Source organism: Pseudomonas sp. LS_2, assembly GCF_042709235.1.
Classification (GTDB): Bacteria; Pseudomonadota; Gammaproteobacteria; order Pseudomonadales; family Pseudomonadaceae; genus Aquipseudomonas.
Genome location: NZ_JAVAYC010000009.1, coordinates 45,251 through 70,659, shown reverse-complemented (window position 1 = coordinate 70,659; position 25,409 = coordinate 45,251). Strand labels below are relative to the sequence as shown.

Below are 25,409 nucleotides of genomic sequence, written 5' to 3'. Positions count from 1 at the left end.
GCCTGCGGAATATTTCAGGGATTTCGCCATGGATGCCCCCGCCTTCACCGCTGTGCTGTTCGGACTACGCGGTTGTCTGGTCCAGAACCACGACGACAGTCCCCTGCCCGCCCCCGGTGCCCTCGCCACCCTGCGCGGCCTGCGTAACCAACGGGTGCCTTGCATCTGGCTGGACGAAGTGAACGAACGCCAGGGTGCGCGCCTGGCCGACGTACTGCCCGAATGGCTGCCCGGCCAGCTCAGCAACGGCTCGCCGTGGCCTGCGCCGAATGCCTGCTGGCAAGCCCTGATGACCCTGCAGAGCCAACGGCTCGACGGTTGCGTACTGGTCAGCGGCGAACCGCGCCTGCTGCAGGCCGGCCTCAATGCGGGCCTGTGGACTGTGGGCCTGGCCGCGTGCAGCCCGACGTGCGATCAAAGTTCGCAACACTGGCAAGCCCTCAGCCAGCAGGAGCAGGAGCGCGCCCGCGGCAGGGCCACCCTGGAACTGTTCAGCGTCGGCGTGCACTCGGTGATCGACCACCTCGAATCGCTGGATACCTGCCTGGCCGATATCGCCCAGCGCCGGCGCAAGGGCGAAAAACCCTGATACGAGGTTGTCGATCCCGACCATGCAAAGGGCCGGTGAGTGGATTACGCTTGAGTGCAGGGCAGAACCTTTGCCACTGCGCAGTGGTCCATGCCTTGCCTAGTCTTGGAGGGAGAACACCCAATGCCTGCCCGCGAACTGCAAGAGCGACTCGATAGCCTGCGCGAGCAACTGGATCGCAACGTACCACTTTCGGAACAAGAGCTCGCCAGCCTGCATGAAGAGGCGCGCCAGATCGAGGCGCAACTCAAGCTCGAGGAAGCTACACCCGACAATAACCTGGTCGATGGCGTGAACCTCGCCATCGAACGCTTCGAAGCCGACCACCCGGACCTCACCGCTACCCTGCGCAGTATCGCCAACAGCCTGCACAGCATGGGCATCTGACCCGGCTGTAGCACAGCCTCACACGGCACAAGGCCGCCCCTGCATGCTTGCAGGGGCGGCCTTGTGCCGTGTGAGGTGACGAAACGCTTACTGGCGAACCAGGCGACCGTTCGCAGGGTGGATCGCCCCGGTGCTGCGGTACGGGTTGATGTCCAGCCCGCCCCGGCGCACATAGCGCGCGTACACCGTCAGGTGCTCGGGCTCGAGCAGGCGCAGCAGGTCCAGGTAGATGCGCTCGACACACTGTTCATGGAAGTCGGCATGCTGGCGAAAGCTCACCAGGTAGCTCAGCAGGCTGGCGTGGTCCAATGCCTTGCCCTGGTATTCGACCACCACGCTGCCCCAATCCGGCTGGCCGGTGACCGGGCAGTTGGACTTGAGCAGGTGGCTGTGGACCGTCTCCTCCACCACCCGATCGGCAGCGCAACGCAACAGCTCGGGTTGCGGCTGCTCGTAGTTGCTGATGGTCACATCCAGCGTATCGATGCACTGGCCCGGCAAGGCCACCACGCCTTGCGCCTCGACCTCACCCAGGCTGCGCACCTTCACCTGCACTGGCTTGCCCGCGGCAGCGGACAGGTCCTTTTCCAGGCAGCCGCGCAACTCGTCAGCACTGGCGAACACGGTCTGGTTCAGCGAGTTCAGGTACAACTTGAACGACTTGGACTCGATGATGTTCGGCGAGTCGGCCGGGATGGCGAACTCACCGATGGCCACCACCGGCTTGCCGGAGGGCAACAGCCAGGACAACTCGAAGCAGTTCCAGAAGTCCACGCCCTGCCAAGGCAGGGTCTGGGCCGTGACCCCCAGCTCCGCCCACTTGGCCGTGCGCGGAATCGGGAACAGTAATTCGGGGCTGTAGGTGGCGATGTATTCGCTGGACTTGCCCAGCGGGGAATGTTCGGCGGCGGGATGCATGGACCTGACCTGAAGGTTCAAAATGAAAGCATTCTACCGGTTTTATCCCCGCCTGGGGCCGCTGTCAGTCGATGGCAAGCCGCAACCCTGCCGGTCTGGCAGTGCCCGGACTCAGGCAGGCGCAACTGGCGGCGACCTGACTGGCAGATTACAACTTTGTCAGCTTGGGCGGATCTGCCAAGGCTCACGTATCATTTCTTCACGTTCGCTGTCGGCTTTTTGGAAAGAATGCCCCATGAAACTACTGATCGTCGAAGACCAGGCCAAGACCGGGCAATACCTCTGCCAAGGCCTGAGCGAAGCAGGCTTTGCCACGGAACTGGCCAGCGACGGCGAAACCGGCCAGCACCTGGCCGTGACCGGTGACCACGACCTGTTGATCCTCGATGTAATGCTGCCTGGCCGCAACGGCTGGCAGATACTCCAGGCCGTGCGCCAGGCCGGGCTGGACACCCCGGTGCTGTTCCTGACCGCCCGCGATGCGGTGCAAGACCGCGTACATGGCCTTGAGCTGGGCGCCGACGACTACCTGGTCAAGCCCTTCGCCTTCTCCGAACTGCTCGCACGGGTGCGCAGCCTGCTGCGCCGCGGCGCCAGCCCGAGCCAGGACACCACCCTGGCCCTGGCCGACCTGCGCCTGGACCTGATCCGCCGCCGCGCCGAGCGTGCCGGCACGCGCATCGACCTGACCGCCAAGGAGTTCGCCCTGCTCGAGCTGCTGCTGCGTCGCCAGGGCGAAGTGCTGCCCAAGTCGCTGATCGCCTCGCAGGTGTGGGACATGAATTTCGACAGCGACACCAACGTCATCGAAGTCGCCATCCGCCGCCTGCGCCTGAAGATCGACGACCCCCACCCTTGCAAGCTGATCCACACAGTACGTGGCATGGGCTATGTGCTCGAGGAGCGCAAGGACTGATGCGCCGGCTCTCCCTCGGCGGGCGCCTGGCCCTGCTGTTCGCCGCCTGCACCGCAGCGGTTTCGCTCAGCGCCGGGCTGCTGTTCAACCGCGCCAGCGAACAACACTTCATCGAACTGGACCAGCAACTGCTCGACGCGCGGCTGTCGTTGATTCGCGCACAACTGAGCGAGGTCGCCACGCCGGAACAGCTGGCCGCTCGCCTACCGGCACTGCGCAATGAATTGCGCCACCAGGCCGACCTGGCCCTGCGCGTGCGCGGCGCTGACGGCAGCCTGTGGTTCGACAGCCGCCCGGCCCTGCCAGATGCCCCGCAACCTAACGGGCTGGCCACCCTGCATGCCGGTGGCATCGACTATCGCAGCCTGTGCGTGCCGCTGCGCAGCGGCGACACGCAGGCGCCGCAACTGACCCTGTTCCTCGACATCACCCATCACCAGCACTTCCTGCAACGCATGCAGCAGTTGATCTGGCTTACTGTCGGCCTCTCGGCGCTGGCCACCGCGCTGCTTGGCGCCTGGGCCGCGCGTCGCGGGTTGCGACCGCTGCGCCAGATGGGCGCGGTGGCCGCGAGCGTGAATGCGCGCTCCTTGACTACGCGCCTGTCGGTGGCGGAACTGCCCGAGGAGCTGGCGGAACTGGGCGAGACGGTCAACGACATGCTGCAACGCCTGGACGACGCCTTCCAGCGACTCTCGGCGTTCTCCGCCGATATCGCCCATGAATTGCGCACCCCCCTGTCCAACCTGCTGACCCATACCCAGGTCACCCTCACTCGCCCGCGCAGCCTGGAGGAGTACCGCGAGGCCTTGCACGGCAACCTCGAGGAACTGCAAAGGATGGCGCAGATGGTCAACGACATGCTGTTCCTGGCCAAGGCCGACCATGGCCTGCTGATGCCGAGCCGCCAGGCGCTGGACCTGGGAATGGAGACCGATGCGCTGCTGGAATACTACGCGCCGCTGGCCGAGGACGCGGGCATCCAGTTGCGTCGCCAAGGCCAGGCACAGGTTGCAGGCGACCGCCATATGCTACGCAGGGCGCTGTCCAACTTGCTGGACAACGCCCTGCGCTTCACCCCCGATGGAGGGATGATAGAGGTGACACTGGCAGCAGGCACGCACATCGTGGTGGCCAACACCGGGCCGGCTATTGCAGCGCATGTGCTGCCCCGGCTGTTCGACCGTTTCTACCGGGCCGACCCGGCACGCCGCGAAGGCAGCAGCGAGCATGCGGGGCTGGGGCTGGCGATCACCCGCTCGATCGTCCAGGCCCACGGCGGCAGCATTCGCGCCGAGTGTAGAGACGGCTGGACACGATTCCTGCTAGAGCTGCCTGAGACACGCTAAGCCATGCACCGCGCGGCGCCTGCTTGGCGGGTAAACCGCTCCTGCAGGTGACAGCAGCACCGTACCTGTAGCAGCGGCCTTGGCCGCGAACACGAGTGCAGCTCGTGCCATTCCCGCGCCTGGATCACTCGTAACGCAACGCCATCGCCGGCTCGATCTGCGAAGCGCGGTATGCCGGGTACAGCGTGGCCAGGAAGCTCATCACCAGCCCCGCCGTACAGATGATCGCCACGTCTCCCCATTGCAGCTGCGACGGCAGACTGCTGACGAAATACACGTCCGAGGTAAAGATGTGCTGGCCACTGACCCGCTCCAGCCAGCCGACAATGGCACTGACGTTCAGCGCGGCGATTACTCCAAGCACTCCGCCGACCAGGGTGCCGACCACACCGATCAGGGTGCCCTGGACCATGAAGGTACCCATGATCTGCGACGGCGTGGCGCCGATGGTACGCAGGATGGCGATATCCGAGCCCTTGTCGTTCACCACCATCACCAGGGTGGCGATGATGTTGAACGCGGCCACGGCAATGATCATCATCAGCAGCAGGCCGATCATGGTCTTTTCCATCTTCATGGCGCTGAACAGGCTGCCCTGGGTGTGCGACCAATCGTCAGCGCGGTAACCGTCACCCAGGCCCGTGGCGATGGCCTTGGACACCTGCGGCGCGGCATACAGGTCATGCAGTTTCAGGCGCACGCCCTGCACCTGGCCCGGTGCCCAGCGCTGCATCTGGCCGGCATCGGCCACATGGATATAGGCCTGGGAACCGTCCAGCTCGGCACCGACCTTGAAGATGCCGACCACGGTCAAGCGCTGCATGCGCGGGGTAATACCGCCCGGTGCAGAGCTGACCTCGGGCACGATCAGGGTCAGCTTGTCGCCGGTGTTTAGGCGAAAACGCCGTGCGGTCAGCTCGCCCAGCACCACGCCGTACTCGCCAGGCACCAGGTTCTGCAAGGCGCCCTGGACGATATGCCGGCCGACGATGGACACCTTGCCTTCCTCTGCAGGGTCTATGCCGCTGACCTGGATCGGCTGCATCGCGCCCTTGTAGGACAGCATGCCTTCCATCTCGGTAATGGGCGCGGCAGCCATCACCGCCGGGTTCTTCAGGGCGCTGTCAGCCACCTGTTGCCAGTTGCCCAGCGGCTGTTCGCCAAGGATCGCGGCATGCGGCACCAGGCCAAGGATGCGCGAGCTCATCTCGCGCTGGAAGCCGTTCATCACCGAGAGCACCACGATCATCGCCAGCACGCCCAGGGACAGGCCGATCATCGAGGTCATGGAAATGAACGAGATGAAATGGTTGCGGCGCTTGGCACGGGTGTAGCGAGCACCGATGAACAAGGGCAAGGGTCTGAACATTTACGCGTACACCCAATGAAAAGAAGAAACGCGGCAGCCCCACGGCCACCCCGTGCAAACCGTCAGATAGCGACCAGGCGCCCGTCTTCCAGGCGCAGCACACGGTCCATCTGGCGCGCCAGGTTGAGGTCGTGGGTCACCACCAGGAATGCGGTCCGCGAAGAACTCGACAGCTCCTGCATCAATTCCTGGATGCCCTGGGCGGTGTGATGATCGAGGTTGCCGGTCGGCTCGTCGAGCATCACCAGGCCCGGGCGGTTGACCAGCGCCCGGGCAATCGCCACGCGCTGGCGCTCACCGCCGGAAAGCTCGGCCGGCTTGTGGTTCAGGCGATGACCCAGACCGACGCGGGTCAGCAGCGCCGTGGCACGCTCGCGAGCCTCGGGAATCGCGGTGCGGCCGATCAGCAACGGCATGCACACGTTCTCCAGCGCGGTGAACTCGGGCAGCAGGTGGTGGAACTGGTAGACGAAGCCCAGGGCACGGTTGCGCAGCAGGCCGCGGGCGCGCTCGCCGAGGGCCGACAGCTCCTCGCCGGCCAGCCAGACGCTGCCCTGGGTCGGGGTATCGAGGCCGCCCAGCAGGTTGAGCAAGGTACTCTTGCCCGAACCCGAGCTGCCGACGATCGCCACCCGCTCGCCCGGATGCAGCTCCAGGCTCAACCCGGACAGCACCTGCACCGACGCCGGGCCTTCGTCATAGGACTTGCCCAGGTTGCGGCAACTCAGTACGGCTTTATCACTCATGCGCGACTCACTCATAACGTAGCGCCTCTGCAGGCTGGGTGCGCGCGGCACGCCAGGCCGGGTACAGGGTGGCGAGGAAACTCAGGACCAATGCCGCACCACAGACCATCCACACGTCTTCGGCCATGATCTGCGACGGCAGGTAATCGATGAAATACACATCGGCGTTGAGGAACTTGTGCCCGATCAGCGTCTCGATGCCGGCAATGGCAGCGCTGACGTTGAGCGCGGCGAGAATGCCGACCACGGCGCCGATCAGCGTGCCGACCACGCCGATCACCGTGCCTTGGACCATGAAGATGGCCATGATCTGGCCCGGCGTAGCGCCCAGGGTACGCAGGATGGCGATATCGCCCTTCTTGTCGTTGACCACCATCACCAGGGTGGAAATGATGTTGAACGCCGCCACCGCGACGATCAGCAGCAACAGCAGGCCGATCATCGCCTTCTCCATGCGGATCGCCTGGTACAGGTTGCCGTGGGTGCGGGTCCAGTCGCGGGCATAGTACTCTTGGTCGCCAAGGCGCTGGGCGATGTCCCAGGCCACCCGCGGCGCCTGGAACAGGTCGTCGAACTTCAGGCGCAGGCCCTGTACCTGGTCGGCCTTCCAGCGGTGCAGGCGGGACAGGTCGGAAAGGTTGGTCAGCCCCAGGAAGCCGTCGATTTCGCCAGCGCCGACATGGAAGGTACCCACCACGGTGAAGCGCTTCATGCGCGGGAACATGCCCGCCGGCGTGACGCTTACCTCCGGGGCGACGAAGGTGACCTTGTCGCCGACCTTCACACCCAGGCGGGCGGCGGCCTTGTCGCCGATCATGATGCCCCACTCGCCCGGCGCCAGCGCATCGAGGCTGCCTTCGCGAAGAAAGTTGTCGATGATCGACACCTCGCGCTCGCGCGGCGGGTCGATGCCGTTGAGCAGTATTTTCTGCACCTTGCCTTCATAGGTCAGCAGGCCCTGCATCTGGGTGAACGGGGCTACCGCCAGCACGCGTGGATTCTGCTTTACTTGTTGGGCAAGGGCAGGCCAGTCGTTGATCGGCTGGCCGGCCTCCAGCGTGGCATGAGGGATCATGCCAAGCACGCGGGTTCGCATTTCGTGATCGAAGCCGTTCATCACCGAGAGCACCACGATCATCACCACCACGCCCAGGGCGAGGCCGATCATCGAAGTGAGCGAAATGAACGAGACGAAATGATTGCGGCGCTTGGCACGGGTGTAGCGCGTACCGATGAATACGAAGAGAGGTCTGAACATGTCGGGGCTTGTTCGGATGAATGGGAACGTCCTTGTGGCGAGGCGCCTGTGGCGGCTTTACACTCGGACCACCGCCGCTACCATGGGTTCGCCATGACGACATTAGACGAAGAAGATCGCCGCGAATACTACCGCATCGAAGACAGTATCGCACTGGAAATAAGCCCCCTGAGCGCGGCCCAAGCCCTTGAAACCGAACTGTTGCAGGATGATTCCCTGCTCTTCAACCTGCTCAGCGAACTGCACCTGTCCGACTTCGAGAGCCAGCACCTGCTGCGCCAGCTCAGCGAAAAGGACCGCACCCTCTTAGCCTTCCTGCGCGCCCAGAACAAACGCCTCGACCTGCTCAGCGCTGTGGTCGCGCAAACCCTGATCGGCGAGATCGGCCACCCGCAGCGGGTGATCATTTCCGAAGGCGGCATCGAGTTCGCCCAGGCCCAGAAGATCGCCCCCGGTACACGGGTAAAAGTGAAGATGGTGCTGATGCCCCGCGCCCACGGGCTGCTGCTGCGCGGCCGGGTCACCCACTGCGATCCGCTGCCGGGCGGCAATTTCGAAGTGGGCACCGAATTCACCGACATGACCGACGCCCAGCGCCAACTGCTGGCCCGCTATATCCTGCAGCGCCAGCAACAGCAACGCCGCCAGCAACTGGAACAGAACGACCCTGCCTCTTGAGCCTCTGCGCTCCTCAGACCTGAAGGAACGAACGTGACCCTGATCTACGGCCATCGCGGCGCCAAAGGCGAAGCGCCCGAGAATACCCTGACCAGCTTCCGCCAGTGCCTCTCCCACGGCATCGACCGCTGCGAACTGGACCTGCACCTGTCGGCCGACAACGAGCTGATGGTGATCCACGACCCCACCCTCAAACGCACCACTGGCCGACGCGGCAAGGTGGTCGAACACACCGCCGCCGAGCTGGTCACCTACGACGCGCGTAGCGGCGGCCCAGGCCATGTGCAGCCCTGCCCGATTCCGCGGCTGGAAGAGCTGTTTGAGAAATGCGCCTTCGCCCATTGGCAACTGGAGGTCAAGAGCGCCTCGCGCACTCGCGCCGCCAGTACCGTGCTGGCAATTCGCGAACTGGCCCAGCAATTCAAGCTGCTGGACAAGATCACCATCACCTCCAGCTCACGTGAAGTGCTGGGCGCCGCCCAGGAGCTGGTGCCGGATGTGTCCCGTGGGCTGGTGGCCGAATACGCCTGGCTCGACCCGCTGAAGGTCGCGCAGAACTATGGCTGCGAAATGCTCGCGTTGAACTGGACGCTATGCACCCCCGAGCGCCTGCTCAAGGCACAGCGCCAGGGTTTGCACGTGTCGGTGTGGACGGTCAACGAGCCGGCACTGATGCGCCGGCTCGCCGACTTTGGCGTGGACAGCCTGATTACAGACTTTCCCGGTTTGGCCAAGACCACCCTTGGGAAGGGCTGAAATCGGTCTCCCCGACCGGCTCAGGCCACCGGCCGGAGCCGCTCAAAAAAGCCGGTTCAGGCCGTCGTAGGCCGCTACCCGATAGGCTTCGGCCATGGTCGGGTAGTTGAAGGTGGTGTTGACGAAGTACTTCAGGTTATTCAGCTCGCCCGGCTGGTTCATGATCGCCTGGCCGATGTGCACGATCTCCGAAGCCTGGTAGCCGAAGCAATGCACGCCGAGGATCTGCAAGGTCTCGCGGTGGAACAGGATCTTCAGCATGCCTTGCGGCTCGCCGGCGATCTGCGCGCGGGCCATGCTCTTGAAGAAGGCCTTGCCCACTTCGTAGGGCACCTTGGCCTGGGTCAGTTCCTGCTCGTTCTTGCCGATCGAGCTGATCTCCGGAATGGTGTAGATACCGGTCGGCACGTCATCTACGAAGCGCCAGCTACCGTTGTCGACGATGCTGCCGGCCGCCGAGCGGCCCTGGTCGTGCGCGGCACTGGCCAGGCTCGGCCAGCCGATCACGTCACCGGCACCATAGACGTTCGGCACGCTGGTGCGGTAGGCCTCGTCGACCTCGATCTGGCCACGGCTGTTGACCTTGATGCCGATGTTCTCCAGGCCCAGCTTGTCGGTGTTGCCGGTACGGCCGTTGCACCACAGCAAGGCGTCGGCCTTGATCTTCTTGCCCGACTTCAGGTGCAGGATCACCCCGTTGTCCAGGCCTTCCACCCGCTCGTACTCCTCGTTGTGGCGCACGGTGATGTGGTTGTTGCTGAAGTGGTAGCTCAGCGCCTGGGAGATTTCCGAGTCCAGGAAGCTCAGCAACTGGCCGCGGTTGTCGACCAGTTCCACCAGCACGCCCAGACCGCTGAAGATCGAGGCGTATTCGCAACCGATCACCCCGGCGCCGTAGACGATCAGCTTGCGCGGGGTATGGCTGAGGCTGAGGATGGTGTCGCTGTCGTAGACGCGCGGGTGGTGGAAGTCGATATCGGCCGGGCGATACGGGCGCGAGCCGGTGGCGATGATGATGTGCTTGGCGTTGAGCTTCTCGAGCACGCCGTTGTCGCACACCACTTCGACGGTCTGCTCGTCGGCGAAGCTGCCGGTGCCGACGAACACATCGACGCGGTTGCGCGCGTAGTAGCCGGTGCGCGAGGCGACTTGCTTGGAAATCACCTTCTCGGCGCTTTTCAGCACGTCGGGGAAGGAGAACCAGCGCGGCTCACCGATGGCGCGGAACATCGGGTTGGTGTTGAACTGCATGATCTGCCGCACCGAGTGACGCAGTGCCTTGGACGGGATGGTGCCCAAGTGGGTGCAGTTGCCGCCGACCTGGCGACGGTTGTCGACCATCGCGACCTTGCGCCCTGCTTTGGCGGCGTTCATTGCCGCACCTTCTCCGGCCGGGCCGGAACCCAGCACCACTACGTCGTAGTTGTAGACAGCCATGCGTACTCCTTCAGAACTGGCCCGCGGACAAGTGCCGCGGGGCTCGATCATGTCGCCGGGGCGCCATGAAAAATTCGGGTGCAGTCTAATCAAGCGTGAACGCCGCGCACATTAACCCTTGGTCGCGTCGTAGGCCAACTTTGCCTGCGCTACATGTCTTTCACCGTTTCCGTGGTGGCGATCATCCTTGCATTGCCTTTCACTCGCCTTTCACCGCCTGCGCGAAACCGGGCGTGGAACGGGAGACGAAACCACCTTCTACCCGGGTCACCAGCACGGCGGCAATGCCATGGGCGATGGCGAAATCCCAGGCGCGCTCAGGGCCGAGTATCAACAATAGCGTTGAATAACCATCAGCGACGCGCGCCGAGCGGTCCAGCACGGTGACTGCGGCCAGCGCATGGGCCACCGGGCGCCCTTGGCGGGCGTCGAAAGTGTGCGAATAGCGCCGGCCATTCTGCTCGAAATAGTTGCGATAGTCACCCGAGGTCGATACTGAAAGGCCATCGATGGCGAGGATCTGGCGGGCGACCTGCAGGTCTGGGCGGGGCAGCTCCAGCGCTATTCGCCACGGGCTGCCGTCGGGCTTGCGCCCTACCGCCTTGAGTTCACCGGTGACTTCTGCGAGGTAGCTGGCGATGCCCATGGCCTCCAGCCGTTGGGCGATGAGGTCGACCGCCTGGCCTGCGGCGATGCTGTTGAAGTCCAGGGCCAAGGGGGCGCTCTTGCACAACCGGGTGCCTTCGATGCGCAACTGGCGGTAGTTCACGCGCTGCTGCACCAACGCTTGGGCTTGCGGGTCGGGCACCTGCTCCTGGCGCGCCTGAGGGCCGAAGCCCCACAGGTCGAGTAGCGGTTCGATGCTGAGGTCGAAGGCGCCTTCGCTCTGCTCGGCCAACTGCTGGCCGAAACCGACCAGTTCGAGCATATCGCCGGGCACCGCCAGGCAATGGTTGGCGGGCAACTGGTTGAAGCGGCTGACGACCGAGTCGCCACGGTAGGTGGAGTAATGCAGGTCGATATCCTGCAGGAGGGTCTCGACGGCCTGGCGCACTTGCTCCGGCGGCGGGCCATGGGGCTCGCGCACGTACTGGATACTGTAGCTGCTGCCCATGGTCGGGCCGCCCAAGCGCTCCAGGGTGGGGTGCTGGTCGCAGGCGCAGAGCAGTAACAGGGTAAATAACAAGGCTGTGCGCACGCTTCAGGCTCTCTAGCGCCTGCCCGCGAAAAGGCCGGAGCAGGCAACACAATCATCGGTCAAAAAAAACGGGAACCCGCAGGTTCCCGTTTTTTCATTGCCTTACAAGCGCATCAGCGTGGAAACGCTGGCGGGTTCACACCGGCCATGTCTTCCATCACGCGAACGACCTGGCAGCTGTAGCCGAACTCGTTGTCGTACCACACGTACAATACGACGCGGTTGTCGTTGGCGATGGTCGCCTCGGCGTCAACCACACCGGCGTGGCGGCTGCCGACGAAGTCGGTGGAGACCACTTCCTGGGAGCTGACGTAGTCGATCTGCTTGTGCAGCTCCGAGTGCATGGCGGTCTGGCGCAGGTACTCGTTGATCTCGTCGCGGCTGGTCGGCTTTTCCAGGTTCAGGTTCAGGATGGCCATGGACACGTTCGGCGTAGGCACGCGGATCGCGTTACCGGTCAGCTTGCCCTTGAGCACCGGCAGCGCCTTGGCAGCAGCGGTGGCGGCACCGGTCTCGGTGATGACCATGTTCAGCGGCGCGGCGCGGCCACGGCGGCTGCCCTTGTGGAAGTTGTCGATCAGGTTCTGGTCGTTGGTGAACGAGTGAACGGTTTCGACGTGGCCGTTGACGATGCCGTACTGGTCGTTGATGGCCTTGAGCACCGGCACGATGGCGTTGGTGGTGCAGGACGCCGCGGAGATGATCTTGTCTTCGGCGGTGATGTCACCGTGGTTGATGCCGTGCACGATGTTCTTCAGCGCGCCCTTGCCAGGTGCGGTGAGGATCACGCGGGCAGCGCCCGGGCAGGCCAGGTGCTGGCCCAGGCCGTCGGCGTCACGCCATACACCGGTGTTGTCGACGATCAGAGCGTTCTCGATGCCGTACTGGGTGTAGTCGACTTCGCTTGGGCTCTTGGCGTAGATCACCTGGATCAGGTTGCCGTTGGCGGTGATGGTGTTGTTCGCTTCATCGATGACGATGGTGCCGTCGAACGGACCATGTACCGAGTCGCGACGCAACAGGCTGGCACGCTTGACCAGGTCGTTCTCGGCGCCCTTGCGCACGACGATGGCGCGCAGGCGCAGGCCGTCGCCACCACCGGTTTTTTCGATCAGGATGCGCGCCAGCAGGCGGCCGATGCGGCCGAAACCGTACAGCACGACGTCGGTGCCCTTGCGACCGGCAGCGTTCTGCTGGCCAACGACTTCAGCCAGCTCTTCACGGACGAACTGCTCGACAGTGCGGCCGTTGCCTTCCTGCTTGAACTTGTTGGCCAGCTTGCCCAGGTCGACCGAAGCGGCGCCCAGTTTCAGCTCGCTCATGGCCTTGAGCAGGGGGAATGTCTCGTGTACGGACAGTTCGGTCTCGTCGCTCTGACGGTGACGAGCAAAGCGGTGGGCTTTGAGGATCGAGATAACCGAACGGTTGATCAGGCTGCGGCCATAGATCGAGCTCACCACGTTGTTGTTGCGGTAGAGCTGACCGATAAGCGGGATCATCGCTTCAGCCAGGGCTTCACGATCGATCCACTCACCAAGACACTGGTCGGGCTTCTGAGTCACGGGAACCTTCCACATGTAGGGGGAGAAAAAAGGGGCTACATTATGACGCCCCGACGCGTAACCGGCAATGAGCGCCTGTCGCCGTCTCGAACACCTGCCGTCATGCCCTTGCAAGCCTGACAGCAGGCGCTCTCGCCGGTACAATCGATCTCTTTGCCGCAACGCTTGGAGTCCAATCTCCCGTGTCAGTTCTGCGCCTACCGAAACTGTCGGCCACGGCCGGCAAGCAAACCTGGGGCAACCTGCCTGGTGCCGCCCTGAGCCTGGCCATTGCCGAGGCTGCCAGCGGCGTTGGCCGCTTCACCCTGCTATTGACCGCCGACAGCCAGGCGGCAGACCGCCTGGAGCAGGAGCTGCGGTTCTTCGCCCCGGAACTGCCCGTGCTGCCGTTCCCGGACTGGGAAACCCTGCCCTACGACCTGTTCTCGCCGCACCAGGACATCATTTCCCAGCGCATCGCCAGCCTGTACCGGCTGCCAGAACTGGGCCACGGCATCCTCGTGGTGCCGGTGACCACCGCCCTGCACCGCCTGGCGCCCACGCGCTTCCTGCTGGGCAGCAGCCTGGTGCTGGACGTGGGCCAGAAGATCGACGTCGAGCAGATGCGCACGCGCCTGGAAGCCAGCGGCTACCGCTGCGTCGACACGGTCTACGAGCATGGCGAGTTCGCCGTGCGCGGCGCCCTGATCGACCTGTTCCCGATGGGCAGTAAGCTGCCCTACCGCATCGACTTGTTCGACGACGAGATCGAGACCCTGCGCACCTTCGATCCGGAAACCCAGCGCTCGATCGACAAGGTCGACTCGGTGCGCCTGCTGCCGGCCCGCGAATTCCCCATGCAGAAAGAGGAAGTGACGCGCTTCAAGGCGCGCTTCCGCGAACGTTTCGACGTGGATTTTCGCCGCAGCGCGATCTTCCAGGACCTGACCAGCGGCATCATTCCGGCCGGCATCGAGTACTACCTGCCGCTGTTTTTCGAGGAAACCTCGACCCTGTTCGACTACCTGCCGAGCAACACCCAGGTGTTCTCGCTGCCGGGCGTCGAGCAAGCTGCCGAACACTTCTGGAACGATGTGCGCGGGCGCTATGAAGAACGCCGCGGCGACCTCACCCGCCCACTGCTGCCGCCCGCCGAGCTGTTCATGCCGGTCGAAGACTGCTTCGCCCGACTCAAGCAATGGCCGCGCGTGGTGGTCGGTGCCAACGACGTCGAGCCGGGTGGCGGCCGCGAGCGCTTCCCGGCCCGCGCCCTGCCGAACCTGGCGATCGAGGCCAAGGCCAACCAGCCGCTGGCCGAGCTGGCCAACTTCCTCGACCAGTTCCCTGGCCGCGTGCTGTTCACCGCCGAGTCCGCAGGCCGCCGCGAAGTGCTGCTGGAACTGCTCGAACGCCTGAAGCTGCGCCCACAGACTGTCGAAGGCTGGGCCGACTTCGTCACCGGCAAGGAACGCCTGGCGATCACCATCGCTCCGCTGGACGATGGCCTGCTGCTGGACGACCCTGCCCTGGCCCTGGTGGCCGAGAGCCCGCTGTTCGGCCAGCGCGTGATGCAGCGCCGCCGCCGAGAAAAGCGTGGCGAGGCGGCCAACGATGCGGTCATCAAGAACCTCACCGAGCTGCGCGAAGGCGCCCCCGTGGTGCACATCGACCATGGCGTGGGCCGCTACCTGGGCCTGGCCACCTTGGAAATCGACGGCCAGGCCGCCGAGTTCCTCACCCTGGAGTACGCCGAGGGCGCCAAGCTCTATGTGCCAGTGGCCAACCTGCACCTGATCGCCCGCTACACCGGCAGTGACGACGCCCTGGCGCCGCTGCACCGCCTGGGCTCGGAAGCCTGGCAGAAAGCCAAGCGCAAGGCCGCCGAGCAGGTGCGCGACGTCGCCGCCGAACTGCTCGACATCTATGCTCGCCGCGCCGCACGCAAGGGCCACGCCTTCGCCGACCCGGCAGCCGACTACGCCACCTTCAGCGCCGGCTTCCCCTTCGAGGAAACCCCGGACCAGCAAGCCGCCATCGAAGCGGTGCGCCTGGACATGCTCGCAGGCAAGCCCATGGACCGCCTGGTGTGCGGCGACGTTGGCTTCGGCAAGACCGAAGTGGCCATGCGTGCAGCTTTCATCGCCGTGCACAGTGGCCGCCAGGTAGCGGTACTGGTGCCCACCACCCTGCTCGCCCAGCAGCACTACAACAGCTTCCGCGACCGCTTCGCCGAATGGCCGGTCAAGGTCGAGGTGATGAGCCGCTTCAAGTCGGCCAAGGAAATCAGCAGCGCGGCAGCGGACCTCGCAGAGGGCAAGATCGACATTCTCATCGGCACCCACAAGCTGCTGCAGGACGATGTGCGCTTCAAGGACCTGGGCCTGGCGATCATCGACGAAGAGCACCGCTTCGGCGTGCGCCAGAAGGAGCAGCTCAAGGCCCTGCGCAGCGAGGTGGACATCCTCACCCTGACCGCAACGCCCATCCCGCGCACCTTGAACATGGCGGTATCGGGCATGCGCGATTTGTCGATCATCGCCACCCCGCCGGCGCGGCGCCTGTCGGTGCGCACCTTTGTCATGGAGCAGAACAAGAGCACGGTCAAGGAGGCGCTACTGCGCGAGCTGCTGCGCGGCGGCCAGGTGTACTACCTGCACAACGACGTCAAGACCATCGAGAAATGCGCTGCGGAACTGGCCGAGCTGGTGCCCGAGGCGCGCATCGGCATCGGCCACGGGCAGATGCGCGAGCGCGAACTCGAACAGGTGATGAGCGACTTCTACCACAAGCGCTTCAACGTGCTGATCGCCTCGACCATCATCGAGACCGGCATCGACGTGCCCAGTGCCAACACCATCGTCATCGAGCGTGCCGACAAGTTCGGCCTGGCCCAGCTGCACCAGCTGCGCGGCCGGGTCGGACGCAGCCACCACCAAGCCTACGCCTACCTGCTCACGCCCCCGCGCCAGCAGATCAGCAGCGACGCCGAGAAACGCCTGGAGGCGATCGCCAATACCCAGGACCTCGGCGCAGGCTTCGTCCTGGCCACCAACGACCTGGAGATCCGCGGTGCTGGCGAGTTGCTCGGGGAAGGCCAGAGCGGGCAGATCCAGGCCGTGGGCTTTACCCTCTACATGGAAATGCTCGAACGCGCAGTCAAGGCCATTCGCAAGGGCACCCAGCCGAACCTCGAGCAGCCCCTGGGCGGCGGCCCGGAAATCAACCTGCGCCTGCCGGCGCTGATTCCCGAGGACTACCTGCCCGACGTCCATGCACGGCTGATTCTGTACAAGCGCATCGCCTCGGCGGCCGACGAAGAAGGCCTCAAGGACCTGCAAGTGGAGATGATCGACCGCTTCGGCCTGCTGCCGGAACCGACCAAGAACCTGATGCGCCTGACCCTGCTCAAGCTGCAAGCCGAGAAGCTGGGCATCAAGAAGGTCGATGCCGGCCCCAACGGCGGCAAGCTGGAGTTCGAGGCTGAAACGCCGGTCGACCCGCTGACCCTGATCAAGCTGATCCAGGGCCAGCCCAAGCGCTACAAGTTCGAGGGGGCCACCCAGTTCCGTTTCCTGGTACCGATGGAACGCCCGGAAGAACGCTTCAATACCCTGGAGGCGCTGTTCGAGCGCCTGACCCCACAGCCTGCCTGAAGGAAGATCCATGCGTGTCATTCATTGCCTGACCCTGTTGCTGGCGCTGGTCGCGCCGGCCGCCTTCGCCGAAGGCCCGTATCAGGTAGAGATGCTCCTGCTGCGCCAGAACGCAGTGCCCGCAGTGACCAGCCCGTTCGCCCCGGAGGACTGGAGCGCTGGCGCACCGCGCCTGGAAAAGGCCGCCGAGCGGCCGTTGGCACTGGTTGACGAGGCGACCCGCCTGGAAGCCACGCCAGGCTACACGGTGCTGCTGCACAAGGCCTGGCAGCAGCAGGTCGGCAACGGCCCCAGCCGCATCGCCCTGGGTGCAGGCACCGAACAGTTCGGGCACTTTCCTATCGAAGGCCACCTGAGCATCAGCGAAGGCCGTTTCATCACCCTTGAGGCCAACTTCTGGGTCAACCAGCTCGATGGCAATGGCAGCGTGCTGCAGAGCGAGCAGTTCAAGCAGAGCAACAGCACGGTCAAGGCCGGTCAGCTGACGTTCCTCGATGGCGGCCACTTGGCCGTGCTGATCAAGGTCGCACCGGCCGGCATGCGCAAGGTGCCGGTGATGGACCCGGAGATGATGGAGCAGTGATGTGAGCGAGCACGAGGCACGAGCGCTTCTGCAAAGCGACGCGTCATGGATGGACGATTTCCCCAGTGGCGCACTGGGTCGAGGCTTCGACTATGCAGATGAAGGCCGGGTCACCTTGCACGGCGTACAAGGCCTCTCCATCGAGGCCACCTGCAAAGGCTCGCCGGGCAACCTCTACAGCCAGACCATCCGGCTTGTAGTGAATGCCGGTAGCGTGCGCGTGTTTGGCCGCTGCTCCTGCCCGGTCGGCATCAATTGCAAGCACTGCGCCGCCGTGCTGGTTCATCTGCAAACCGAACGGCAAGAGCAGTTGCCGCCTGAACAGGCGGCTCTGTCATTGCCCCACGACCTGAGCAAGTGGGTCGAGGCCCTGGCCAACCCCGTCCCCGACTCGACCTCTCGCGAGCCAGCACGCAAGGGGCCAGCGCTGTATTACCAAGTCAGCTTCGAGCGCGACCAATGCATGCTGAAAGTGCTGAAGGGCACCCGCCAGGCCGACGGCGAGTTGAAACTGAGCCGCATCACCTCGCTGCCCGAGATGATCTACTACACCCCGCGCTACGTGACCGAGGAAGACGCTCGCCTGCTGCGCCTGATCGACGCCCGCAGCAAGGGCTCGACGGGCCCCAACGTAGCCTTGGCAGGCAAGCCTGGCGCCGAGTTGTTCGAATACGCACTGGCAACCGGCCGAGCCTTGTTCGAGGACAACGGCACACCGCTTGTCGCCGGCCCGACACTGCACGCCGAGTTTCGCTGGGTGCGCCTGGAAAACGGCAGCTACCGGGGCGCCTGGCACCACGACGACCAGGTAGCACTCAACGCTTTGCCGCTGGAGCCGTTGTACTACGTCGACCCCAAGACCCTGCAAAGCGGCGAACTCACCCATGACCTCGACCCCTTCATAGCCAGCCAACTCGCGCGCGCACCGGTCGTGCCTGAACGCCTGGTCGTGCCCTTGAGCCATCGCCTGAACGCCTTGAACCGCCAGGTACCAACGCCAACAGCGGTGCGCAGCGAAGACATCAGCGACATCCCGCCGACCGCGCACCTGACCCTCGGCAGCATTGAATTCAGCGCCTACATGCCCAAGACAGGCCGCATGCAGCGCCAGATGCAGCACCGCGCCGCCCTGGCGTTCGATTACGACGGCCTGCGTGCCAGTGGCAACGACGACAAGCCGCTGACCCGCCTGGTGGACGCCACCAGCCAGCGCATCCGCCGCCAGCCCCAGGCCGAGCAACACCTGCGCGAGACCCTGCGCAAGCTCGGCTTCAAGCCCGCAACCCGGCAGAGCAAGGCCCTGCCCGACAGCGCCGGGGACATGTTGCAGCTGCCTGACGACGACGCCTGGCTGCGTTTTGCCCGCCATGGCCTGCCGCGCCTGCGCGAGGCGGGTTGGCACATCGACATCCACCGCGACTTCACCTTCAACCTGCAAGAGGTGGACGACTGGTACGCCAAGGTCCAGGAAGCCCCCGGCCATGAGTGGTTCGACCTGGAACTGGGCATCGTGGTCGACGGCCAGCGCCACAGCCTGCTGCCGATCGTACTCCACCTGCTGCGCAGCAACCCCGAGCTGCTGCGCCCCAGCGAACTGGCCCGGCGCAGCGACGACGAACACCTGCTGGTCGACATCAACCGCCTGCGCCAGGACAGCCCCGCCTTGCGCGTAGCCTTGCCCTACGGCCGTATCAAGGCGCTGATGGGCACCCTCGGTGGGTTATACCTGCACGAAGACACCATCGGCCCCAGCGTACGCCTGGACCGCGCCGACGCCGCGCGGCTGAACGAGATAGAACAACTGCCCTTGCAATGGGAAGGGGGCGAGCAGGTACGCGACCTGGGCCGCCGCCTGCGCGATGCCCGCGACCTGCACGTGCTGCCGCCCAAAGGCCTGGCCGCAGTCCTGCGCCCGTACCAGCAACAAGGCCTGAACTGGTTGCAGGCCCTGCGCGAGATGGGCACCGGCGGCATCCTTGGCGACGACATGGGCCTGGGCAAGACCCTGCAGACCCTCGCCCACCTGCTACTGGAAAAGGAAGCCGGGCGCCTGGTACGTCCGGCCCTGGCCGTCATGCCCACCAGCCTGGTACCCAACTGGCTCGACGAAGCCCAGCGCTTCGCCCCCGGCCTGCGCGTGCTGGCCCTGCACGGCCCTGGCCGTACCAAGCATTTCGCCACGCTGGGCGAGTACGACCTGGTGCTGACCACCTATGCCCTCGCCCCACGCGACCTCGAGCACCTGCGCGCCCAGCCCTGGCATGTGCTGGTGCTCGACGAGGCACAGAACATCAAGAGCAGCAACAGCAAGGCCGCCCAGGCCGTGCGTGAGCTGCAGGCCAGCCAGCGCCTGTGCCTGAGCGGCACGCCCATGGAGAACAACCTGGGCGAGCTGTGGTCGCTCTTCCACTTCCTGATGCCGGGCTGGCTGGGCGATAGCAAGCGCTTCACCCAGGACTATCGCACCCCAATCGAACGGCACGGCGATAGCGAGCGCATGGCCCACCTGGCCAGCCGCATCCGTCCATTCCTGCTGCGCCGCACCAAGGAGCAGGTGGCCCGCGAACTGCCGCCGAAGACCGAGATGGTCCACTGGGTGGAACTGAGCGATGCGCAACGCGACACCTACGAAGCCGTGCGGGTGGCGATGGACAAGAAAGTGCGCGACGAAATCGCTCGCAACGGCGCGGCGCGCAGCCAGATCGTCATCCTCGACGCCTTGCTCAAACTGCGCCAGGTATGTTGCGACCTGCGCCTGGTCAAGGGCAGCGAGGCCAAGGGTAGCTTCGCTGACAAGGGCAAGCTGGGCAGCCTGCTGGAAATGCTCGATGAACTGCTCAGTGAAGGGCGCAAGGTGCTGTTGTTCTCGCAGTTCACCTCAATGCTGGCGCTGATCGAGGCGGAACTGGAGAAACGCGGCATCCGCTACAGCCTGCTGACCGGCGACACTCGTGACCGCCGCGCACCGGTCCAGCAGTTCCAGAACGGCGACAGCGAGGTGTTCCTGATCAGCCTCAAGGCAGGCGGCACCGGCCTTAACCTCACCGCCGCCGACACGGTGATCCACTACGACCCGTGGTGGAACCCGGCCAGCGAGAACCAGGCCACCGACCGCGCGTACCGCATTGGCCAGGACAAGCCGGTGTTCGTCTACAAGCTGATCACCCGCGGCACGGTTGAAGAGAAAATCCAGCAGTTGCAGCACGAGAAGGCGGCGCTGGCAGCCGGGCTGCTTGAGGGCGGCGAGGCTGGGCAATGGCGGCTGGGCGATGAAGAGATCGAGGCGCTGTTCGCCCCTCTGCCGGGCAAGCGCAGCCGCTAGCCCGGCAGAGCAGCGCCTTGCCCGTCGAAGCGGGCTTGCTCGCGAAGGCAACAGCGCGGTGCATGGCACCGGCCGTGCCGATGTTCGCGGGCAAGCCTCCTACAGCCTCCCACGGGTACGGGGCAACCCTCGGACAGCGTCTCAATCGACCAACTGCGCCTCTCTCAACGCCCCCAGCGCCTCCAGCCAGCGCGGCTGCTGCCGGTAATCGGTACGCGCGAACCCGCGCCCACGCATCCCGGCCACCCGAGGCGACGGCGCTACCTTCAAGCGCTGCGCCGCACTCAACGCCAGCTCGGCCGCCGCCCGATCGTTGCACACCAGGCCCATGTCGCAACCGGCGCTCAGCGCCGCCTCGATGCGGTTGGCCGCATCGCCCACCACATGCGCACCCGCCATCGACAGGTCATCGCTGAAGATCACGCCCTGGAAGCCCAGCTCACCGCGCAGGATGTCCTGCAACCAACGGCGGGAGAACCCTGCTGGCTGGTTGTCGATCTGCGGATAGATGACGTGTGCCGGCATCACCGCCGCCAACTGGCCACGCAGCTGGGTGAACGGCACCAGGTCGGCCTCGCGCAATTGTTCAAGGCTACGCTCGTCGTTGGGGATGGCCACGTGCGAATCCGCCTCGGCCCAACCATGCCCTGGGAAATGCTTGCCACAGGCAGCCATCCCCGCAGCGTTCATGCCGCGTATGAACGCGCCAGCGAGTTGCGTGGCGCGTTGTGGGTTGCCCTCGAAGGCGCGGCTGCCGACTACCGCACTGCGCTGGTGGTCCAGGTCCAGCACCGGGGCGAAGCTCAGGTCCAGGCCAACCGCCAGTACCTCGGTCGCCATCAGCCAGCCGCATTGTTCGGCCAAGTACTCTGCGTTGGCGTTGTCGGCGATCGCGCGCATCGCCGGCAGGCGCACGAAGCCCTGGCGCAGGCGCTGGACCCGGCCGCCCTCCTGGTCGACAGCCAGGATCAGGTCGGGGCGAATGGCGCGGATCGAGGCGCAGAGTTCACGCACCTGGCGTGGGCTGTCGATGTTGCGGGCAAAAATGATAAGGCCAGCCACTTCGGGCTGGCGCAGCAGGTGACGGTCCTCGGCGGTCAGCCATTTACCGGCGATATCCACCATCAGGGAGCCTTGCAGGCGGGCAGTCATAGGGTGTCCTTGTTAAGAGCGAGGAAGGCCCATTGGGGGCAGGCGGCCTCATCGATGCGCACCGGGCAATGCGCCGGTACACGCTCGAACAGGTCCAGCAGGTCGTGGGTGTGCAGGCGCACGCAGCCATGGGACAACGCAATGCCGAGGGGTTCGGTGTCCGGCGTGCCATGAAGGTAGATGTAGCGACGGAAGGTATCGACGCGGCCAAGGCGATTGATACCCGGCTCGCAGCCGCTGAGCCAGAGAATGCGGGTGAGGATCCAGTCTCGGCCAGGGCATTGTGCATGCAGGGCGGGTGACCAGGTTTCACCGGTCCAGCGTCGGCCTTGCAACACGGCACCCGGCGGCAGGCCTGCGCCGATCTTCGCGCGTACCTGGTGCAGGCCTCGCGGGGTGCAGCCCGAGCCGTTCAACTCGCCAGCGCCGTTACGCGCGGTCGAGACCGCCATGCGCACGCGCAACTGCCCACGGGCGAAGCCGTAGAGGCATTGGTCAGCGAGGGAAATATGTAGGAAATCGAGGTCGTGCATGGGCGCCTAGCTTAGCCGAAGCGCCCTGCCCCGCCCAGTGCTCAAGCCTTGGCAGGCACCGCGCTGCTCTTGCTGCGCGGTCGCAACTGAGCGTTCGCCATGGCCTCGTCGGTGACGCCGCTGTCGGCCCGCATGCCCGCAGCCAGGAACGGCACCATCAGGCGCATCACCTGCTCGATCGAGGTGTTGACGCCGAAATCGGTCTCGGCGATGGCTCGCAGGGCCTTGATGCCCGACATGCTGAACGCCGCAGCACCAAGCATGAAGTGCACCCGCCAGAACAGCTCCAGCGGCGGCACACGAGGAGCGGCCTCGTTGACCAGCAGCATGTAGCGGCGGAATACCTTGCCGTACATGTCTTCGAGGTAACGCCGCAGGTGGCCTTGGCTCTGACTGAAGGCAAGGCCCAGCAGGCGCATGAAGATGGACAGGTCGTTGTTGCTGCGCGGCTGCACGGCCAACGCCTGCTCCACCAGCATCTCGAGCAGCTCCTCAAGGCTTGGCTTGTGCTCCGGACGCCCCTGGCGGCGCTCCAGCTCACGCTCGAGGCTGGCGCAGAACGGGCCGAGGAAACGCGAAAAGACCGCCTGGATCAGCGCCTTCTTGGAGCCGAAGTGGTAGTTCACCGCCGCCAGGTTGACCCCGGCCTTGCTGGTGATGAGGCGCAACGAGGTTTCAGCGAACCCCCTCTCCGCGAACAGCTGCTCGGCTGCATCGAGAATGCGTTCAACGGTTTCCGATTGGGCCATGACTTTTCCGCCTGACAAACAGTTGTTTGAAACATACGTTTCAACCCAACGACTGTCAAGGCTCGGTGACCACGCGGTCGCCATTTAACCACAGCGCCGCGCATTACGCTGCAAGGCACGAATCGCGCAGGCTCAGGAGCCCAACGGAGTTTCCGGCAAAACACAGTGCTTGCAGCGCGCCATGTACTGTATATAATCCCAGTCACTGTATAAAAAGACAGAGCCACTCGCCATGCTGAAACTGACGCCACGCCAAGCCGAGATCCTGGCTTTCATCAAGCGCTGCCTCGAAGACAACGGCTTTCCGCCCACCCGCGCGGAAATCGCCCAGGAGCTGGGGTTCAAGTCACCCAACGCCGCCGAGGAACACCTCAAGGCACTGGCCCGCAAGGGTGCGATCGAAATGACCCCAGGCGCCTCGCGCGGCATCCGCATTCCCGGCGTCGAGGCCAAGGCAGAAGAAAGCGGCCTGCCGATCATTGGCCGTGTCGCTGCCGGTGCGCCAATCCTCGCCGAGCAGCACATCGAGGAATCCTGCAACATCAACCCGGCCTTCTTCCATCCCCGCGCCGACTACCTGTTGCGTGTGCACGGCATGAGCATGAAGGACATCGGCATCGTCGACGGCGACCTGCTTGCCGTGCATACCTGCCGTGAAGCGCGCAACGGCCAGGTGGTGGTTGCACGCATCGGTGACGAAGTCACCGTGAAGCGCTTCAAGCGCGAAGGCAGCAAGGTCTGGCTGCTTGCCGAGAACCCCGAATTCGCCCCCATCGAAGTCGACCTGAAAGAGCAGGAACTGGTGATCGAGGGCTTGAGCGTCGGCGTCATTCGCCGCTGATCCAGGAGGCGTCATGCAGCAGTCTATTTACCAGCCCCAACCGGCCCAGCTTCCCCTGTTCGAAGCCTTCCTTGCGCAGCCGGTGCTACCAGGCCTGAAACACCGCGAGCAGCCACCCAAGCCAGCGAAGCCGGAGCTGTTCAGCGAATTGTCCCTGCGTGGCGCACCAGGCCACTGCCAGAGCCTGCTTGCCCCTATGCTGCGCGAACTGAGTGAAGAAGATGACACTCGCTGGCTGACGCTGGTCGCGCCACCTGCCAGCCTGACCCAGGCCTGGCTGCGTGATGCCGGCCTGAACCGTGAACGCATCCTGCTGCTGCAACCCGGCAGCAATCAAACTGCACTGCAGTTGGCTTGCGAAGCATTGCGCCTGGGCAACAGCCATACCGTGGTCAGTTGGCTGGACAATACCAGCACTGTCGCCCGTCAGCAGTTGAGCCGCGGAGCCACCTCCGGAAACGCAAAAAGCCTGAACATCCGCCTCGGCTGATGTTCAGGCTTTGCCTGTAATCTTTTACCGTTCGCCTCGTCGAGGCGGCGCGCTCAATGCAGAACGCGCGGACCTTCTTCGCGCTCGAAGTCGCCTTCGATCAACTTTCCAGCCATCTGCACGCCCACGCTGAGCATGGCCTTGGCCACTTCCACGTGCTGCCCCTGCAGGAAAGCCTTGGCGTCTTCGGAGAAGTCCAAGGTTACCAGCGAACCCTCGTCCTCAGCACGGCGCAGCTCGATCCGGCCATCCGGCAACTCGACAATTTCTAGAAAGGACGTTGACATATAGGGCCTGCTCTTCACGAAAGGCGATTATTGTACCAGCGCCGGCGCCCCTCAGCACTCACTCAACGCATCACGAAAACGGCGCACCAGGCCTTTCAGATCAGTACGCCAGCTTTCCAGTTCTTCCCGAGACAGCGGCACTTGCTCGACTTCATCCAGGTTGACCGCCTGGATCAACGGCTGGGTGACATCGCCTTTCGCCGTTTTCTTCGCGACCGGCGGTCGGAACAAATCGGTATAAGCCTCGATCAGCTGCGCGAGCCAAGTCTGCGGTTGACGTGCCAGCTCCAGCATTTCGGCCATTTCCGGTATGGCCACGCTTTTGAGCACCTCGTCATTGAGCAGCAGCTCGGCACGCGACGCCCCCGCCTGGGGCAGCCGGTAGAACCCCGCAATTTCATGGCACAACCCCAGCAAGGCGCCATACAGGTGAAACAGGGCCGACTCGCGCTCGGCCTGGATCAGGCCCTGGGCGTTCATGGCGCCGCTTTGCTCGGCCTTGGCCATGGACTCCAGAGCCAGCCCTGCAAAGAACAGTTTCTGGTTGGTGCGGGTATAGAGTTCCTGGGACATTTTGCAATCACCTCCCATCAAGGCGGTAAGACGTGGGGAACTACCCGCCCCTTCGCGGGCAAGCCCGCCACCGCAGGTTACGGC

The 25,409-nt window shown here is 64.6% G+C and carries 23 protein-coding genes; 11 read left to right on the top strand and 12 right to left on the bottom strand.

Annotated elements, in window-relative coordinates; translation table 11 throughout:
- Positions 1-28 precede the first annotated feature (28 nt).
- Complete coding sequence (locus tag RAC97_RS10635; protein WP_375100159.1) at positions 29-589, top strand: phosphonoacetaldehyde phosphonohydrolase-related protein; 561 nt, start codon at positions 29-31, stop codon at positions 587-589.
- A 123-nt stretch (positions 590-712) separates the two neighbouring features.
- Positions 713-976, top strand: coding sequence for a DUF4404 family protein (locus RAC97_RS10630; protein WP_375100160.1), 264 nt, complete (start codon positions 713-715; stop codon positions 974-976).
- An 87-nt stretch (positions 977-1,063) separates the two neighbouring features.
- Here RAC97_RS10630 and queF read toward each other — a convergent pair whose 3' ends face one another.
- Positions 1,064-1,894, bottom strand: a complete 831-nt coding sequence (queF, locus tag RAC97_RS10625; protein ID WP_375100161.1) for an NADPH-dependent 7-cyano-7-deazaguanine reductase QueF — start codon at positions 1,892-1,894, stop codon at positions 1,064-1,066.
- Between the two features lie 235 nt (positions 1,895-2,129).
- On the opposite strand from queF, the gene RAC97_RS10620 reads away from it, so the two are divergent.
- Entirely contained in the window at positions 2,130-2,810 is a 681-nt protein-coding gene (locus RAC97_RS10620) for a heavy metal response regulator transcription factor (RefSeq protein ID WP_375100162.1), read from the top strand.
- Positions 2,810-4,159, top strand: coding sequence for a heavy metal sensor histidine kinase (locus tag RAC97_RS10615; RefSeq protein ID WP_375100163.1), 1,350 nt, complete (start codon positions 2,810-2,812; stop codon positions 4,157-4,159). Before RAC97_RS10620 ends, RAC97_RS10615 begins: the two co-directional genes overlap by 1 nt.
- A gap of 124 nt (positions 4,160-4,283) precedes the next feature.
- Here the strand turns inward: RAC97_RS10615 and RAC97_RS10610 are convergent, their stop codons facing one another.
- The 3 genes from RAC97_RS10610 to RAC97_RS10600 form a co-directional block, all read right to left on the bottom strand.
- The gene (locus RAC97_RS10610; RefSeq protein ID WP_375100164.1) at positions 4,284-5,528 is read right to left on the bottom strand and encodes a lipoprotein-releasing ABC transporter permease subunit; all 1,245 of its coding nucleotides are present in this window, start codon (positions 5,526-5,528) and stop codon (positions 4,284-4,286) included.
- Positions 5,529-5,590: 62 nt separating this feature from the next.
- Positions 5,591-6,274 (bottom strand): lipoprotein-releasing ABC transporter ATP-binding protein LolD, encoded by a 684-nt coding sequence (gene lolD, locus RAC97_RS10605; RefSeq protein WP_375100165.1) that lies wholly within the window; start codon positions 6,272-6,274, stop codon positions 5,591-5,593.
- A 7-nt stretch (positions 6,275-6,281) separates the two neighbouring features.
- Positions 6,282-7,532 (bottom strand): lipoprotein-releasing ABC transporter permease subunit, encoded by a 1,251-nt coding sequence (locus RAC97_RS10600; protein ID WP_375100166.1) that lies wholly within the window; start codon positions 7,530-7,532, stop codon positions 6,282-6,284.
- Between the two features lie 93 nt (positions 7,533-7,625).
- Here RAC97_RS10600 and RAC97_RS10595 point away from each other — a divergent pair, with 93 nt between their 5' ends.
- Complete coding sequence (locus tag RAC97_RS10595) at positions 7,626-8,210, top strand: PilZ domain-containing protein (RefSeq protein WP_375100167.1); 585 nt, start codon at positions 7,626-7,628, stop codon at positions 8,208-8,210.
- A 33-nt stretch (positions 8,211-8,243) separates the two neighbouring features.
- A complete protein-coding gene (locus RAC97_RS10590) occupies positions 8,244-8,966 on the top strand; it encodes a glycerophosphodiester phosphodiesterase (RefSeq protein WP_375100168.1) in 723 nt (240 codons plus the stop codon).
- Positions 8,967-9,008: 42 nt separating this feature from the next.
- Here RAC97_RS10590 and sthA read toward each other — a convergent pair whose 3' ends face one another.
- The 3 genes from sthA to RAC97_RS10575 all read right to left on the bottom strand — a co-directional run bounded on the left by sthA (position 9,009) and on the right by RAC97_RS10575 (position 13,178).
- Complete coding sequence (gene sthA / locus RAC97_RS10585) at positions 9,009-10,403, bottom strand: Si-specific NAD(P)(+) transhydrogenase (protein WP_375100169.1); 1,395 nt, start codon at positions 10,401-10,403, stop codon at positions 9,009-9,011.
- 199 nt (positions 10,404-10,602) lie between these two features.
- Positions 10,603-11,601 (bottom strand): FAD:protein FMN transferase, encoded by a 999-nt coding sequence (locus RAC97_RS10580; protein ID WP_375100170.1) that lies wholly within the window; start codon positions 11,599-11,601, stop codon positions 10,603-10,605.
- Positions 11,602-11,714: 113 nt separating this feature from the next.
- Complete coding sequence (locus RAC97_RS10575) at positions 11,715-13,178, bottom strand: glyceraldehyde-3-phosphate dehydrogenase (RefSeq protein WP_375100171.1); 1,464 nt, start codon at positions 13,176-13,178, stop codon at positions 11,715-11,717.
- Between the two features lie 167 nt (positions 13,179-13,345).
- On the opposite strand from RAC97_RS10575, the gene mfd reads away from it, so the two are divergent.
- The 3 genes from mfd to RAC97_RS10560 are packed head-to-tail and all read left to right on the top strand — an operon-like array spanning position 13,346 to position 20,700.
- On the top strand, positions 13,346-16,795 hold the full coding sequence (mfd, locus tag RAC97_RS10570) for a transcription-repair coupling factor (RefSeq protein WP_375100172.1): 3,450 nt from the start codon (positions 13,346-13,348) through the stop codon (positions 16,793-16,795).
- Between the two features lie 10 nt (positions 16,796-16,805).
- On the top strand, positions 16,806-17,378 hold the full coding sequence (locus RAC97_RS10565) for a CsiV family protein (protein WP_375100173.1): 573 nt from the start codon (positions 16,806-16,808) through the stop codon (positions 17,376-17,378).
- A gap of 49 nt (positions 17,379-17,427) precedes the next feature.
- A complete protein-coding gene (locus RAC97_RS10560) occupies positions 17,428-20,700 on the top strand; it encodes an SNF2-related protein (RefSeq protein ID WP_375100219.1) in 3,273 nt (1,090 codons plus the stop codon).
- A 141-nt stretch (positions 20,701-20,841) separates the two neighbouring features.
- Here RAC97_RS10560 and nagZ read toward each other — a convergent pair whose 3' ends face one another.
- From nagZ to RAC97_RS10545, 3 genes are read right to left on the bottom strand one after another with little or no spacing between them, the layout of a single operon-like run.
- Entirely contained in the window at positions 20,842-21,840 is a 999-nt protein-coding gene (nagZ, locus tag RAC97_RS10555; protein WP_375100220.1) for a beta-N-acetylhexosaminidase, read from the bottom strand.
- A gap of 8 nt (positions 21,841-21,848) precedes the next feature.
- Positions 21,849-22,385 carry a L,D-transpeptidase family protein gene (locus RAC97_RS10550; protein WP_375100174.1) on the bottom strand — a complete coding sequence of 179 codons (537 nt, stop codon included), beginning with the start codon at positions 22,383-22,385 and terminating at the stop codon, positions 21,849-21,851.
- 41 nt (positions 22,386-22,426) lie between these two features.
- Positions 22,427-23,134, bottom strand: coding sequence for a TetR/AcrR family transcriptional regulator (locus tag RAC97_RS10545; protein ID WP_375100175.1), 708 nt, complete (start codon positions 23,132-23,134; stop codon positions 22,427-22,429).
- Between the two features lie 232 nt (positions 23,135-23,366).
- Here RAC97_RS10545 and lexA point away from each other — a divergent pair, with 232 nt between their 5' ends.
- Together lexA and sulA are read left to right on the top strand one after the other, a co-directional pair.
- Positions 23,367-23,975, top strand: coding sequence for a transcriptional repressor LexA (lexA, locus tag RAC97_RS10540; protein ID WP_375100176.1), 609 nt, complete (start codon positions 23,367-23,369; stop codon positions 23,973-23,975).
- Between the two features lie 13 nt (positions 23,976-23,988).
- The gene (sulA, locus tag RAC97_RS10535; protein ID WP_375100177.1) at positions 23,989-24,465 is read left to right on the top strand and encodes an SOS-induced cell division inhibitor SulA; all 477 of its coding nucleotides are present in this window, start codon (positions 23,989-23,991) and stop codon (positions 24,463-24,465) included.
- Positions 24,466-24,518: 53 nt separating this feature from the next.
- Here sulA and RAC97_RS10530 read toward each other — a convergent pair whose 3' ends face one another.
- Positions 24,519-24,752, bottom strand: a complete 234-nt coding sequence (locus RAC97_RS10530; protein WP_375100178.1) for a hypothetical protein — start codon at positions 24,750-24,752, stop codon at positions 24,519-24,521.
- 51 nt (positions 24,753-24,803) lie between these two features.
- Positions 24,804-25,325, bottom strand: a complete 522-nt coding sequence (locus tag RAC97_RS10525) for a DUF6586 family protein (RefSeq protein WP_375100179.1) — start codon at positions 25,323-25,325, stop codon at positions 24,804-24,806.
- Between the last annotated feature and the right edge of the window lie 84 nt (positions 25,326-25,409).